Below are 13,480 nucleotides of genomic sequence, written 5' to 3'. Positions count from 1 at the left end.
TTCGTATGAATCAGCTTTGCTGCATCCGACGGCCCATCCAGTGGGAATAGATGCCCGGCACGATCATAGGCACCAGCCACAACAGCATCCGGCCCGCATTCAGCGGCGAAAGCCAGCTGCCCAGCATCACCGCCGCGCCGCACAGGCCCCAGATGCCTCCGGTGACCATGTGGATATGGGTCCAGTCCTCTTCACTGGACATGGAAAACCGGTCCTGTACGCCCCAGCGGGAACCGAAGGGAAGCTCGGCCACATGGGCCGCCACGATCAGCACCGCCAGCCCCACCAGACCGGTCAGCAGCACCAGGATCTGGATTCTGCCGGTGAGGTTCGCCGCAAAGATCACGCTGTACATGGCCACGCTCAGCAGCGGGATCAGCCAGCCCAGGCCCTCCCGCAGCGCACCCATCAGCCGGGGACCAAGCACCATGCTGTGCACTGTGGCATATACCACCCAGTGCATCACCATGAGCACGATGGGAATGGCGATCACTGCCCAGGGCTTGCTCATCAGGCTGGTCACCTCGCCGGTCTCGCCGCTCCACTGCACCGCCATCTGCCCAGGCAGGCGGCCGTAGGCCAGAAGCCCGGCCACCAGCGGCAGAGCGCAGGCCGCAAGGCCCGCCCAGAACGGAGTTTGTATCTGCTTTTTCATCCCACAGCACTTCCTTTCCTGCTCGGGGCATCCCCGTACCGACGCTGTGCAACAAAAAGCATCGCCCATGGGATGCGGATATTTTTCTACTGTTATCATACCGCCTGCCGTCCGGTCCGGTCAAACCCGGCGGCAGGCGGTTTTGCGCCGTTTGCCCGGTGATTTCGTCCCAGCGCTTGTGCGGGCGGGGCGGGGCGCTGTTTTGCAAAAAATTCATGAATTTTGCACCGGTGGCCCCACTGGAATTTGTAATATGGGCCGGGGCATGCTATAATGAAACGACGGCACAGGAACCCCCTGTGCACAAGCCTTAACTTCAAGGGAGGGGATCGACCCATGAAATACTGTAAAAAATGCACCATGCCCGACACCCGGCCCGGTATCACCTTCGATGCCGAGGGCGTTTGCAGCGCCTGCCGCCACTACGAGAGCCGCGCCAACGTGGACTGGGATGCCCGCTGGAAGGAATTTGAAGCCCTGTGCGACAAGTACCGCGGCTGCAACGGCCCCGGCGGCTACGACTGCGCCGTTGCCGTGTCCGGCGGTAAGGACAGCCACTTCCAGGTATACATCCTGAAAGAGGTCATGAAGATGAACCCCATCCTGTTCAGCGTGGAGGATAACTTCCCCATGACCGAGGCAGGCAAGCACAACCTGAAAAACATCAGCGAGGAGTTCGGCTGTACCATCATCAGCTGCAAGCCCAACATCAAGGCCCAGAAGACCCTGATGCGCGCCTTCTTCGAAAAGTACGGCAAGCCCACCTGGTATGTGGACCGGCTGATCTACACCTTCCCTCTGCACATGGCGCTGAAGTTCAACACTCCCCTGCTGTGCTACGGCGAGAACGTGAGCTTTGAGTACGGCGGCAACGCCGACGAGGAGACCTACTCCGCCCGCGGCCAGATCGAAAACGGCGTGGCCGTCGGCTTCCCCGAGGAGGAGCTGCTCAGCTACGGCGTTTCCGCCAACGACCTGGCCCTGACCAAGGCCCCCACCGCCGAGGAGCTGGCCCGTCTGGACCCCTTCTACATGAGCTACTTCCTGCCCTGGAACAGCTACAAGAACTACCAGCTGGCCAAGAGCCGCGGCTTCCATGACCTGACCCACGAGTGGGACCGCCGCCATCACGTGGAGAACTTCGACCAGATCGACTCCCGCGCCTACCTGGTGCACTCCTGGCTGAAGTACCCCAAGTTCGGCCACGCCGCCGCCACCGACTACACCGCCCGCTACATCCGCTACGGCCTGATGACCCGCGAGGAGGCCATCCCCCAGATCAAGGAGCGGGACGGCGCGTTGGACCCCCTGTGCGTGCGTGACTTCTGCGAGTTCTGCGGCTACACCGAGAGCGAGTTCTGGGCCATTCTGGACAAGTTCTACAACACCGACATCTTCCACAAGGACGAGTACGGCCGCTGGGTGCTGAACCACCCCATCTGGGAAGAGAATAAATAATCACAAATTGTGATTCTGCGCTCCGCTTTTTTGCCGAAAAGCGGGGCGTTTTTTTGCATTCCTCGTCAAATCGTGCAAAAAAGTGCTTGACAAACCGTAAATTCGACGGTATCATAAACGCATACTATCATCCAAAAGCGAAGAAGAGAAGAGTAGGCTTTCGGCATCGACCCTTACTAGAGAGCCCCGACGGTGGAAACGGGCAGGGAACAGGAAGCTGAACATGGTCTCGGAGCTGCGTGTGCGAAGAGCAGGAGTTCTAAGTGCCCGCCGGGAACGCCCGTTAAAGCGTCAGGCTGTAATCAGTTCATTTCTGCCGCAGCCGGAAAGGCCGTTGTCCCCGCAAGGGGCCGGTGAATCAAGGTGGTACCACGAAGTCTGTTACAGGCTGTCGTCCTTGTTTTGTTGCAAGGACGACAGCCTTTTTGTTTTGCCGTTTTACCGCCGGACCGAACAAAGGAGAGAATGAAAGCAATCATGTTTGAGATCAAACATCTGTCTAAAATCTTTACGGGAAGTGCCAGCAAGGTGGAAGCCCTGCGGGATGTTTCCACCACCATCCAGGATGGCGACATCTTCGGCATCATCGGCATGAGCGGCGCGGGCAAAAGCACCCTGCTGCGCTGCCTGTGCCTTTTGGAAAAGCCCACCGAGGGCCAGATCCTGCTGAACGGCAAGGACCTTGCCCATCTGAAGGGTAAGGAGCTGCTGGAGGCCCGCCGCCAGATGGGCGTGGTGTTCCAGGGCTACAACCTGTTGATGCAGAAGACCGTGGCCGAGAACGTGGCCTTCCCCCTGAAGCTTACCCCTTACAAAAAGGACGAGGTGGAAAAGCGGGTGGCCGAGCTGCTGGACCTTGTTGGCCTTGCGGATAAGGCTCAGAGCTACCCCAGCCAGCTTTCCGGCGGCCAGAAGCAGCGGGTGGCGCTGGCCCGGGCGCTGGCGTCCAATCCTCAGGTGCTGCTGTGCGACGAGCCCACCAGCGCCCTGGACCCCCTCACCACCAAGAGCGTGCTGGAGCTTTTGCAGGCCATCAACAAAAAGCTGGGCGTGACGGTGATCATCATCACCCACGAGCTGGCGGTGGTCAAGGCCATCTGCAACCGGATGGTGGTCATCGACGGCGGCCGCTTTGTGGAGCAGGGCGACGCGGCTCAGATTTTTGAAAATCCCCAAAGCGACGTGGCTCGCCTTTTGCTGGGCAAGGAGGAATAAACCCATGGCAGAATTTTTCGCACAGTACGGCAGCCTTTTGTGGGAGGGCACGCTGGAAACCCTTTACATGACCTTTGTTCCCACTCTGGTGGCCTATCTGATCGGCCTGCCCCTGGGCGTGCTGCTCACCACCACAAAATCCGGCGGCATCATGGCCGCCCCCCGCTTCAACGCGGTATTCGGCTGGTTCGTGAACCTGTTCCGCAGCATTCCCTTCATGATCCTGATCTTCTTCGTTCTCCCCTTCACCCGGCTGATCGCGGGAACCTCCATCGGTGCAACCGCCGCCAACGTTCCCCTGTCCATCGCGGCGGCGCCCTTTGTGGCCCGCATGGTGGAGCAGAGCCTGGAGGAGATCGACGCCGGCGTGGTGGAGGCCGCCCGCTGCATGGGCGCCACCAACTGGCAGATCATCACCCGGGTGCTGCTGGTGGAAAGCGTGCCCAGCCTGCTGCGGGGCCTGTCCATCACCATCATCACCATCTTCGGCTACACCGCTGTGACCGGCGCGGTGGGCGCGGGGGGCCTTGGCAACATCGCCTTCCGCTTCGGCTACCAGCGCTACCAGAGCGACGTGATGTACGCCACCATCGTTCTGGTGGTCATTCTGGTGTGCATCATCCAGAGCGTGTGCAACCTGCTGGCCCGCAAGGCCGACAAGCGCAACCGCTGATCCCCTTTTGAAAAAACAGCGCCCCGCTTCGGGCGGCGCGCGAGCTTTGAGCCGGGTGCTGTTTTTGTTTTACAACGCTTATTTCAACCCATCAACATAGAGGAGTGTATACCATGAAAAAACTGATTTCTCTGGCTCTGTGCGCCGTGCTGGCCGTGAGCCTGGCCGCCTGCGGCGGCAAATCCGGCGGCTACAAGATTGGCATCCCGGCAGACGCCACCAACGGCGGCCGCGCTCTGCAGCTGCTGCAGGCCCAGGGCATCCTGACCCTGACCGAGGGCGTTGGCCTGGAGGCCACCGAGCGGGACATCGCCGAAAACCCCTACAACGTGGAAATCGTCCCCATGGAGGCCGCGGCCCTGCCCAGCAGCCTGCCTGATCTGGACTTCGCGGTCATCAACGGCAACTATGCCTCCGGCGCCGGCATCGGCGACACCGTTCTGGTGAGCGAGGACGCCGAGAGCGTGGCCGCCCAGACCTTCGGCAACATTCTGGCCGTGAAGGAGGGCCGGGAGACCGAGCCCGCCATCCAGGCGCTGGCCGCTGTGCTCATGAGCCAGGACGTGCAGGACTGGATCGCCGCCAATTACAACGGTGTGGTGATGCCCATGGGCGCTGAGGAGCTGACCATTCCCGAAATTGCCGAGCCCGTCACCCTGAAGGTGGGCGCTTCCCCCAGCCCCCACGCCGAGATTCTGGAGTACGCCGCTCCCATCCTGGCCGAGCACAACGTGACCCTGGAGATTGTGGAATTCGACGACTACGTGATGCCCAACACCGCCGTGGAGGACGGCAGCCTGGATGCCAACTACTTCCAGCATCAGCCCTATCTGGATGACTTCAACGCCGAGCAGGGCACCCACATCGTGAGCGTGGTCACCCCCCACTACGAGCCCATGGGCATCTACCCGGGCAAGACCGCCGATCTGAGCGTGTTCAGCAAATAACTCCCCCATCCCCCAAAACGCAAGCAAGCAAAAAAGAGGAAGCCCGTCAGGCTTCCTCTTTTTTATTTACTCTTGATTTGCTCTTGCAATCAGGCCTCAGCGGAGGTCGCAGGCTGTCGGTCCTCCTTGGGCAGCCATTTGCCGCACTTGTAATAGATCACAAAGCAGATGCTGGTGATGACCCAGCTCACCGGGTAGCTGACCGCCACCGTCAGAATATCCCGCTTGAGCGGCACCACAAAAATCACCCACAAAATCCGCAGTCCGCACACGCCGCTGCCGGTGAGGATCATGGGAATCAGTGCCTGACCGCAGCCGCGGATGGCACCGGACAAAATCTCGATGCACACGAAGGTCACATAGCAGGGCATCAGATGCCAACACAGCGTGACGGCAATTTCCAGCACCGTCTCGTCCTGGGTGAACAGCCGCAGCAGCAGCTCGGCGCAGCTCAGCATGATGGCACTCAGCCCCACGGCAGTGGCCGCGTTCATGGCAAGGCAGACATTCACGCTCTTGCGCACCCGGTTGTACAGTCCCGCACCGTAGTTCTGGCCCGCAAAGGTGGTGATGGCAATGCCGTAAGCGCCGCTAATCATCCAGAAGAAGCCGTCCACCTTGGAAAAGCTGGTCCAGGCGGCCACCGTATCGGTGCCGAAGGAGTTGATGCAGCTTTGCAGAATCACGTTGGAAATGGCATACATGTTGCCCTGAATGCCCGCCGGAATGCCCACCTGCAGCACCCGGCCCAGGCTGGCCCGATCAAAGCCCAGCTGGGTTTTATCCAACCGATAGATGGCCTGGGTTCCGGAAAGGGAGAGATAAACCAGCGCGGCGCTCACCCACTGGGAGATCATGGTGGCAAGGCCCGCGCCCAGCGCGCCCAGACCCATCACCGCCACAAACAGGATGTCCAGCACGATGTTCACCAGGCAGGCCACGATCAAAAAGTACAGCGGGCGCTTGGTGTCGCCCACCGCGCGCAGGATGCCCGCGCCCACATTATAAAAGAACGAGGGGATCATGCCCAGGCAGTAGGCGATCAGATACTGCACCGCGTATTCCATCACATCCGCCGGGGTGCCCATAAGCTCCAGCGCGGGCCGGGCCGCCAGGATACCCAGGACCGTGAAAAGCAGACCGCCCGCCAGCGACATGGCCACCGAGGTGTGCACTGTTTTCTGTACCCGCTGCGGGTCCCGGGCGCCCACACCCTGGGCCACCACCACAGTGGTACCGGCTGCCACGCCGGTGAACAGGTTCACCACAATGTTCACCAAATTGCTGGCGCCGCCGCCCACCGCGGCCAGCGCCTGCTTGCCCACGAACTGCCCCACGATGACCGCATCGAAGGTGTTATACAGCTGCTGGAAGAAGGTGCCAAACAGGATGGGGAAAAAGAACACAAGGATCTGCTTCCAGATCACACCCTGCGTGATCTGATTTTCCGCGCTGACGGAACGCGACATATCACAAAACCTCTTTTCTGAAATTCACTCCCGGGGGCCGCGGCCCTCATAAAAACACTTGAAAGCCACAACAGTATAGCACGATTGCACCGCCGTGTCGACCATCGTTATTTGTTTGGCACAAATTCGGTATTTTGACCAAAGCCATGACAAGTTCGCAACAAGTTCTTTATAATATAAAGGCAGAAACAACACCGCCCCGGCCGGGCACAGAAAGGGAGAAACGCTCCATGGCACACATTCTCATTGCCGAAGACGAAACCGCCATCAACAATCTGATCCGCTCCAATTTAAAGCTGGTGGGCCACAGCTGCGCCCAGGCCTTCACCGGGCCCGAGGCGCTGGAGCTGGCCCAGAGCCAGGCCTTCGATCTGGTGCTGCTGGACGTGATGCTCCCCGGGCTGGACGGCTTTGCCGTAAAAGCCCAGCTGCCCGCCGGGCTGCCGGTGATCTTCGTGACCGCCAAGACCAGCCTGTCGGACAAGCTGCAGGGGCTGGGCCTTGGCGCGGAGGACTACATCGTGAAGCCCTTCGAGGTGCTGGAACTGCTGGCCCGGGTGGAGATCGTGCTGCGGCGGGGCGGCAAATCCGCCCGCACCTTCACGCTGGACGAGCTTCGGGTGGATCTGGACGCCCACCGGGTCTTTCTTCGCGAAGAGGAAGTGCCCCTCACGCCTCAGGAATACAGCCTGCTGGAGGTGCTCATCACCAACCGGAACCTGGCTCTCAGCCGAGAAAAGCTGCTGAACCTGGCCTGGGGCTACGACTATGAGGGCGAAAGCCGCACGGTGGATGCCCACATCCAGCGGCTGCGTAAAAAGCTGGAGCTGGAAGGGCGCATCCAGACCGTTTACAAGCTGGGCTACCGGCTCAGCACCCGCTGAAAGGGGCTTTTATGAAACGGCTCACTTTGAAATACTGGCAGAAGACCTATCTGGCCACTCTGGCGCTGTTTCTCTGCTGCCTTGCGGGCAGCATCGGGGCAGTGTTCAGCCTGGGCCAGCGGCAGAACTTTTCCTCCACGGTAAACGAGGCTCTGGCCCAGCAGCAATACCTGATGCAGAGCCTTGTGCAGGATGCCCGGGCCGTGGCGGCCTCCCGTCCGGCGGCACTGCCCAATCTGTATGAATACTACGCCACCCAGTACGCGGGCGGCGGCATCCCGCTGGAGGTGGCGGAAAACGGCGCTGTGATCTATTTCACCCTGCCCGCCGTAGAAGGCGGGCGCACCCGGCCGGAGGTCCCCGAGGGCCAGCGGGTCTATCTGGTGCTGCCCACCGAAGAGGGGCGGCAGCTGTTTGTCTCCTCCCGGCTTGCCACCGTCTCGCCGGATACCATCGTCACCTGCGCCTTCCCCATGGAGGGGTTTTATCAGGAGTGGGCCCGCATCCGGCTGCTGTTTCTCATCATCGGCGGAGTGGTGAGCGGGGTGTTTGCCATCGCCTTGTATCTGGTGCTTGCCCGGATGTATCGGCCGCTGGCTCAGGTGACCGGCACCGCCCGAGCCATTGCGGCGGGCGATCTTGCCGCCCGCGCGCCGGACCAGCGGCGGGACGAGGTGGGCGAGCTGGGCCGTGCCATGAACCAGATGGCAGGCCAGGTGCAGCACAAGATCGACCAGCTGGAGACCGCCGCCAGCCAGAAGCAGCAGCTGATCGACAATCTGGCCCACGAGATGCGCACCCCGCTCACCGCCATCGGCGGCTGGGCCGAGACCATGCAGCGGGCCCAGATGGACCCGGAGGAGCTGATGGAGGCCACCGATACCATCCTGTTCGAGAGCCGACGGGTGCTGGCGCTGAGCCAGCAGCTTCTGAAGCTGAGCGTGCTGCGCAGCGAGCCGCTGGAGCTGGCCCCGGTGGATGCAGCAGACCTGCTGCGCCGGGTGGAGCACACCATCGGCCCCAAGGCCCGGGCCCGTCAGGTGGACTTCGCGGTGCTGCCTCCCGACGGCCCGGTGGAGTTTTCGGCCGACGAGGTGCTGCTGGAAAGCCTGCTGGTCAACCTGTGCGACAACGGAGTAAAGGCCTGCCCTGCCGGGGGCCGGGTGCGGCTGCTGGCCCACCGTGCGCCGGGCCGGGTGCTGTTCGTGGTGACCGACGACGGCCGGGGCATGGACCGGGAGACGCTGGCCCACCTGGGCGAGCCCTTCTACCGGGCGGACAAGGCCCGCAGCCGGGCCGAAGGCGGGGCCGGGCTGGGGCTTTCGCTCTGCTTTGCCATCGCACGCCGCCACGGCGCGCAGCTGGAATTCGAAAGCCAGCCGGGCCGGGGCACCCGGGCCACGGTGACTTTTACAACTTCGCAATAAGTTTTTACCGCTTCGCAACACCCCGCACCTTTTGCGGCAACAGGCAGGGCGTAAGCTAAAGCCAGAAAACAGGCCGGGGTCTTCCACCCCCGGCCGCGCCAAGGAGGATGTTATGATGAATCTTCGCCCCATTGCTCTCAGCCTGACGGCCGCCCTGGCCCTGACCGGCTTTTCCGCCTGCTCTGCTCCCGGCAAGACCCCGGTGGCGGTGAGTGACCCGGTGAGTGCAGCTGCCAGCACCACCGCCAACCCGGTGGATCAGGCAATTCAGGCACTGAATTACACCTATTTCGATGTAACAGAGGAAATGACACAGGGGGAATATCACGATCCCCTTTTCACCTATGCACCGCCATCGGGCGGGCATCCGGATTCTCAGGCACTGGTCAACCAGGCAGCTGCCATCTTTGAGCAGGCCTGCGGTGAGAATTTTTCCGATCAGGAATTCATCCTTTACTACTACAGCTCTCCCTTTTCCTATGATCAGCAGACGGTGGCGCACATCCAGACCACGCTGCCCAGCACCCGTTTGCTGGCGGATGACCAAATTCCAAAAGAACGATACGAAAACAAAAAACCGGAAGCGCTCTATAAGCAGCATGCCAGAAACATGACCATCGTTTCGCTGGATCTGGATGTGGAACAGGGCTCCGTGCTGCATTTCGGCGGTGCAGGCCCCTTCGACGCTCTGGACGAGCTGCCTGAAAATTACGATCAGCTGCGCAAAGCACTGTGGCCGGATCAGATCTCCGGTTTCTGCGAAGCGGCAAATCTGGGCACACCCGCTTCTGTGGAGTTTCCCAATGATCGGGCTTCCTCGGTGTGGGTTACACTGGAGAACGGAGACATCTGCCGCTTTTCTCTTTCTCTTGCCGGAATTGTTGGCTTTGACAATCTGACCCGTGCCGGTGGAGACGAAGCCGTGCAATCCGCTTTGGACAAAGACGCCGGACGCTGAGGAGGGATTCATCATGAAATACCTTTCTGTTCTTATCGCCCCCCTCTGTGCCGCCCTGCTTTTTTCCGCCTGCTCTGCCCCCGGGCAGACTCCGGTGACGGTGAGCGACCCGGTGAGCGCCTCCTCCAGCTCCGCGCCAGACCCGGTGAGCGCCGCGCTGGATGCCTGCGACTACGCTTATCACGACTACACCGAGGAATTTGTGGCCGAGCATCCCGACCCGGTTCAGCTCAACAACGGATTGGAGGGCGTTCCGGATTACTACAAAATCTATGTGCAGCCGGACGAGGCCTGCATGGAGGTGCAGCAGGCGGTGAACACCGCTGCCCACTGGATGGAGGCCGCCAGCGGCATCCCCCTGGGGGAATATCAGTTCACCACCTACGCCTTCCGCCGCACCGACTACCAGAACGGCGAGCGCACCATCTGGAGCGTGGACTGCTGGCAGGCCCCGGACGGCACCGACGAGGGCAGCTTCCACTTTATTGCCCTGCTGGACGCCATCAACGGCCAGCTGCTTTCGCTGAACGTGAAGCCTCCCTTGAACAGCGGACTGTACGCCTCCGATTCTTCCGATTCGATGGAGCTGTTCCAGGTCATGCTGCCCGCCCTGTTTGAGGAGATGGGCCTGCCCACCGTGGAAGCCGTGAAGCCTGCCGGAGATTCCGGCGGCGGATTCCTGCCGGTGCAGATCTCCACCGCGTCCGGTGATTACCGGGCCGCCTACATGGTCTCCGAAAACACCGCCCAGCTCACCTTCCTTGCACTGGACGGCGCGTTCCTGCTTTAAAAGCGCAAACATCAGCCCGCCATGGCGTTTGCACCATGGCGGGCTGTTGTCGTTTTCCTTCGATTCATGCGGCCATTGCACGGCGGCCCACACGGCCCGCCCAGGCCAGCGGACCCTGGTACACCACCCGCAGCGGCTCCAGATAGGCAAAATCCTCCGGGCGCACCAGGCTGGGGTGGTCCGGCAGCTCCAGCGCCCCCGCATCCTGCAGGGTCTGGGCCACAAACTGGCTGCACACGAATTTATTCCGCCGCTGGTGGGCGATGCCCAGCCAGGCCAGCGCCAGACCCAGCACGTCATAGCCGTAGTCCAGCTGGCGGCGTTCCATCTTTTCCAGCCGGCGGGCAATGCGGTCGTAGGCCTTCTGGCTCACCGGCAGCTCCAGCACCAGGCTGTCCGCCGTGCCGCTGCGGCCGTAAACCCCGTCGTACAGATTCTCCCGGATGAAACCGGCAGGCAGGGGCGCAATCTCGTAGCGGCGGGCAAAGCTGTACATCCGCTCCAGGTCCCGGTCCAGCGCCAGGCTCACGTGGGTATAGCGGTTGCCGGTCAGGCCGTGCATGGCCCGGGCAAACAGGGTGTCGGTACGGGATAACAATAAGTAAACATTCGGCATGATTCTGGCTCCTTTCGCCGCGGCCCTTTTCTGGTGGTACTTCCCCTTCCCCGGGCGGGCGGTATGCATGGTTCCGGTACTTCCTACCGGCTCAGTAGGTTTCCCTTTGCTCATACAACGAGTCTGAATGCGCCGGTTCTTCATCTTTTTTCAAAAAAATTGACACACCGCCCGCTTGCACCTATAATAAAAGCACTTTCCCCGGCAGCGGGGGGCGATGAGGAGGGGATTTCCATGCGCCATCTGGGCACACCGATCTTAGAGACCGAACGGCTGATCCTGCGGCCGCTGACCACCAGCGATGCCATTCCCATGTTTGAAACCTGGGCAAACGACCCGCAGGTGACCCGCTTTCTGCGCTGGGAGCCCCACAAGGACTGGCTGGAGACCGCCCAGCTGCTGGCCGCCTGGGAGGCCCTTTACCAGAACCCGGACTACTACCAGTGGGCCGTCTGCCTGCGCGGAACGGATTCCCCCTTCGGCAGCATCAGCGTGATGGAGGGCGAGGAACAGGACTCCTCCCTGTGGCATGCTCCCGGCCTGGACCATTCCGCCGGGGTTTGGGAGGTGGGCTACTGCTACGGCCGCGCCTTCTGGGGCAAGGGCTACGCCACCGAAGCTCTGTGCGCCGTGCGGGACTTCTGGTTCAAGGAAGTGGGCGGCCCCTGGCTGGCCTGCTGCCACGCCAAGGCAAACCCCGCCAGCGGCCGGGTGATGGAAAAGGCCGGATGGGTGTGGGACCACGACAGTCTTTACCACAAATTCGACGGCACTCCGGTGCCCTGCCGGTGCTATGTGAACCAAAACCCGAATTTCTGACGCGATAATTTGACAGCGATAAAAGGAGCTTATATGAGTGAACTGATGATTCAAGACAAGGAGCCGGTGAAGGTCGTCCTGCTGGGGCTGGACCTGGGCCAGTTCGACGCGGACCGGAGCATGGACGAGCTGAGCGCTTTGTGCGAGGCCAACGGCATGGAGGCGGTGGCTCAGATCGTGCAGCGGCGCGCCGCCCCCGAGGCGGGCACCCTGCTGGGCGAGGGCAAGCTGGAGGAGGCCAAGCTCTACTGCCAGAACCTGGGGGCCGAGGCGGCCATCTTTGACGGCGAGCTGACCGGCAGCCAGATCCGCAACCTGTCCGAGCGGCTGGATGTGGAGGTGCTGGACCGCACCATGCTGATTCTGGAGATCTTCCGCAGCCGGGCGGTAACCAACGAGGGTAAGGTGCAGACCGAGCTGGCCATGCTGCGCTACCGGCTGCCCCGTCTACAGGGTCTGGGCGAGAGCCTGTCCCGTCAGGGCGGCGGCGGTGGCGGCGGCGGCGGTGCACGGCGCGGCGCAGGCGAAAGCAAGCTGGAATACGACCGGCGGCACATCCACCGGCGCATCGAGGCGCTGGAGCAGAAGCTCACCGAACTGGAAAAGCGCCGCGGCGAGAACCGCCGTGCCCGCCAGAAGGCCGGTACCCCGGTGATCAGCCTGGTGGGCTACACCAACGTGGGCAAGTCCAGCCTTTTGAACGCCCTGTGCGGGGCCGAGGTGATGGAGGCGGACATGCTGTTCGCCACCCTGGACCCCACCGCCCGCAAGTTGACCCTGCCCAGCGGTCTGAACGTGATCGCAGTGGACACCGTAGGCTTTGTGAGCCGCCTGCCCCACAAGCTGGTGGAGGCCTTCAAGAGCACCCTGGAGGAAGCCGCCTATTCCGATGTGATCGTGAAGGTGGCGGACGCCGCCGACGAGGAGCGGGAGGATCAGTTGACCGTCACCGATCAGGTGCTGGCAGAGCTGGGCTGCGAGGGCATCCCGCAGCTGACCGTGTACAACAAGTGCGACAAGGCCGGTGCCACTCCCTTTGATCCGGCGGTGATCCTGACCAGCGCCAAGACCGGCCAGGGTCTGGACGACTTGCTGGCCGCGCTGGATGCCGCCCTCTCGGACCGGGTGCGGGCGGTGAAGCTGGTGCTCCCCTACGACAAGCTGGGCCTGGCCGAGGCCATGCGCAGCCGGGGCAGCGTTTCGGTGGAGGACTACCGGGAAAACGGAGTCTACTTCGAAGGCTTTGTGAAGAGCAGCGACCTGCACATTTACCTGCCGTACCTGCTGGAAAACTGAACAAAAAGCAGAAAGGCCCGCCGGAAAACCGGCGGGCCTTTCTGCATAGAGGGGTGGGAAAGTATAATAAGTGAGAAGTTATCAAATTCAGGAGTGCGTGTCTTGCACTGTCTTTAGTATACCCATTTTTCTTAATATGTCAAATTGAAATGTCGGTTTTTTCTTTCCGAATTCCCTTTACTTTTGCTTTTTTGCTTTATATAATTAAGTGAAGCCACCAAATTGTTTTCATCTTTTTTGATTGTATAATTTCTCTATATTTTTTCTTAACTT

13 protein-coding genes are annotated in these 13,480 nt (G+C 61.4%); 10 read left to right on the top strand and 3 right to left on the bottom strand.

Going from position 1 to position 13,480, the window contains the following annotated elements:
- Positions 1-10 precede the first annotated feature (10 nt).
- Positions 11-655: a DUF1648 domain-containing protein gene (locus B5F28_RS00760; RefSeq protein WP_158097470.1), complete on the bottom strand. Its 645-nt coding sequence runs from the start codon at positions 653-655 to the stop codon at positions 11-13.
- Between the two features lie 336 nt (positions 656-991).
- Here B5F28_RS00760 and B5F28_RS00755 point away from each other — a divergent pair, with 336 nt between their 5' ends.
- The 4 genes from B5F28_RS00755 (at position 992) to B5F28_RS00740 (ending at position 4,948) form a co-directional block, all read left to right on the top strand.
- The gene (locus B5F28_RS00755; RefSeq protein WP_087292091.1) at positions 992-2,113 is read left to right on the top strand and encodes an N-acetyl sugar amidotransferase; all 1,122 of its coding nucleotides are present in this window, start codon (positions 992-994) and stop codon (positions 2,111-2,113) included.
- A gap of 477 nt (positions 2,114-2,590) precedes the next feature.
- On the top strand, positions 2,591-3,328 hold the full coding sequence (locus B5F28_RS00750) for a methionine ABC transporter ATP-binding protein (protein WP_087292383.1): 738 nt from the start codon (positions 2,591-2,593) through the stop codon (positions 3,326-3,328).
- Positions 3,329-3,332: 4 nt separating this feature from the next.
- Positions 3,333-4,001 (top strand): methionine ABC transporter permease, encoded by a 669-nt coding sequence (locus B5F28_RS00745; protein WP_087292087.1) that lies wholly within the window; start codon positions 3,333-3,335, stop codon positions 3,999-4,001.
- 113 nt (positions 4,002-4,114) lie between these two features.
- Positions 4,115-4,948 carry a MetQ/NlpA family ABC transporter substrate-binding protein gene (locus B5F28_RS00740; RefSeq protein ID WP_087292084.1) on the top strand — a complete coding sequence of 278 codons (834 nt, stop codon included), beginning with the start codon at positions 4,115-4,117 and terminating at the stop codon, positions 4,946-4,948.
- Positions 4,949-5,037: 89 nt separating this feature from the next.
- Here B5F28_RS00740 and B5F28_RS00735 read toward each other — a convergent pair whose 3' ends face one another.
- Entirely contained in the window at positions 5,038-6,417 is a 1,380-nt protein-coding gene (locus B5F28_RS00735) for an MATE family efflux transporter (protein WP_087292081.1), read from the bottom strand.
- A gap of 230 nt (positions 6,418-6,647) precedes the next feature.
- Between B5F28_RS00735 and B5F28_RS00730 the strand changes: the two genes are divergently transcribed.
- The 4 genes from B5F28_RS00730 to B5F28_RS00715 all read left to right on the top strand — a co-directional run bounded on the left by B5F28_RS00730 (position 6,648) and on the right by B5F28_RS00715 (position 10,476).
- Positions 6,648-7,301, top strand: a complete 654-nt coding sequence (locus B5F28_RS00730) for a response regulator transcription factor (protein ID WP_087292078.1) — start codon at positions 6,648-6,650, stop codon at positions 7,299-7,301.
- Positions 7,302-7,312: 11 nt separating this feature from the next.
- Positions 7,313-8,728 carry a sensor histidine kinase gene (locus B5F28_RS00725; RefSeq protein WP_087292075.1) on the top strand — a complete coding sequence of 472 codons (1,416 nt, stop codon included), beginning with the start codon at positions 7,313-7,315 and terminating at the stop codon, positions 8,726-8,728.
- Positions 8,729-8,840: 112 nt separating this feature from the next.
- On the top strand, positions 8,841-9,686 hold the full coding sequence (locus tag B5F28_RS00720; RefSeq protein WP_143424659.1) for a hypothetical protein: 846 nt from the start codon (positions 8,841-8,843) through the stop codon (positions 9,684-9,686).
- A gap of 13 nt (positions 9,687-9,699) precedes the next feature.
- Entirely contained in the window at positions 9,700-10,476 is a 777-nt protein-coding gene (locus tag B5F28_RS00715) for a hypothetical protein (protein WP_087292069.1), read from the top strand.
- 64 nt (positions 10,477-10,540) lie between these two features.
- Here the strand turns inward: B5F28_RS00715 and B5F28_RS00710 are convergent, their stop codons facing one another.
- Positions 10,541-11,092, bottom strand: coding sequence for a hypothetical protein (locus B5F28_RS00710; protein WP_087292066.1), 552 nt, complete (start codon positions 11,090-11,092; stop codon positions 10,541-10,543).
- A 234-nt stretch (positions 11,093-11,326) separates the two neighbouring features.
- On the opposite strand from B5F28_RS00710, the gene B5F28_RS00705 reads away from it, so the two are divergent.
- Both B5F28_RS00705 and hflX read left to right on the top strand, forming a co-directional pair.
- Positions 11,327-11,911, top strand: coding sequence for a GNAT family N-acetyltransferase (locus B5F28_RS00705; RefSeq protein WP_087292063.1), 585 nt, complete (start codon positions 11,327-11,329; stop codon positions 11,909-11,911).
- Between the two features lie 33 nt (positions 11,912-11,944).
- Positions 11,945-13,207: a GTPase HflX gene (gene hflX / locus B5F28_RS00700; RefSeq protein ID WP_087292060.1), complete on the top strand. Its 1,263-nt coding sequence runs from the start codon at positions 11,945-11,947 to the stop codon at positions 13,205-13,207.
- Positions 13,208-13,480 lie beyond the last annotated feature (273 nt).

Origin of the sequence: Gemmiger sp. An194 (genome assembly GCF_002160145.1) — a bacterium.
GTDB lineage: Bacteria > Bacillota > Clostridia > Oscillospirales > Ruminococcaceae > Allofournierella.
This window is presented reverse-complemented; position numbering and strand designations above follow the sequence as displayed.

Excerpts from the sequence above, each read along its gene's own strand:
- B5F28_RS00760 (WP_158097470.1), bottom strand. The coding sequence starts at position 655 with ATGAAAAAGCAGATACAAACTCCGTTCTGGGCGGGCCTTGCGGCCTGC.
- B5F28_RS00755 (WP_087292091.1), top strand. The coding sequence starts at position 992 with ATGAAATACTGTAAAAAATGCACCATGCCCGACACCCGGCCCGGTATC.
- B5F28_RS00750 (WP_087292383.1), top strand. The coding sequence starts at position 2,591 with ATGTTTGAGATCAAACATCTGTCTAAAATCTTTACGGGAAGTGCCAGC.
- B5F28_RS00745 (WP_087292087.1), top strand. The coding sequence starts at position 3,333 with ATGGCAGAATTTTTCGCACAGTACGGCAGCCTTTTGTGGGAGGGCACG.
- B5F28_RS00740 (WP_087292084.1), top strand. The coding sequence starts at position 4,115 with ATGAAAAAACTGATTTCTCTGGCTCTGTGCGCCGTGCTGGCCGTGAGC.
- B5F28_RS00735 (WP_087292081.1), bottom strand. The coding sequence starts at position 6,417 with ATGTCGCGTTCCGTCAGCGCGGAAAATCAGATCACGCAGGGTGTGATC.
- B5F28_RS00730 (WP_087292078.1), top strand. The coding sequence starts at position 6,648 with ATGGCACACATTCTCATTGCCGAAGACGAAACCGCCATCAACAATCTG.
- B5F28_RS00725 (WP_087292075.1), top strand. The coding sequence starts at position 7,313 with ATGAAACGGCTCACTTTGAAATACTGGCAGAAGACCTATCTGGCCACT.
- B5F28_RS00720 (WP_143424659.1), top strand. The coding sequence starts at position 8,841 with ATGATGAATCTTCGCCCCATTGCTCTCAGCCTGACGGCCGCCCTGGCC.
- B5F28_RS00715 (WP_087292069.1), top strand. The coding sequence starts at position 9,700 with ATGAAATACCTTTCTGTTCTTATCGCCCCCCTCTGTGCCGCCCTGCTT.
- B5F28_RS00710 (WP_087292066.1), bottom strand. The coding sequence starts at position 11,092 with ATGCCGAATGTTTACTTATTGTTATCCCGTACCGACACCCTGTTTGCC.
- B5F28_RS00705 (WP_087292063.1), top strand. The coding sequence starts at position 11,327 with ATGCGCCATCTGGGCACACCGATCTTAGAGACCGAACGGCTGATCCTG.
- hflX (WP_087292060.1), top strand. The coding sequence starts at position 11,945 with ATGAGTGAACTGATGATTCAAGACAAGGAGCCGGTGAAGGTCGTCCTG.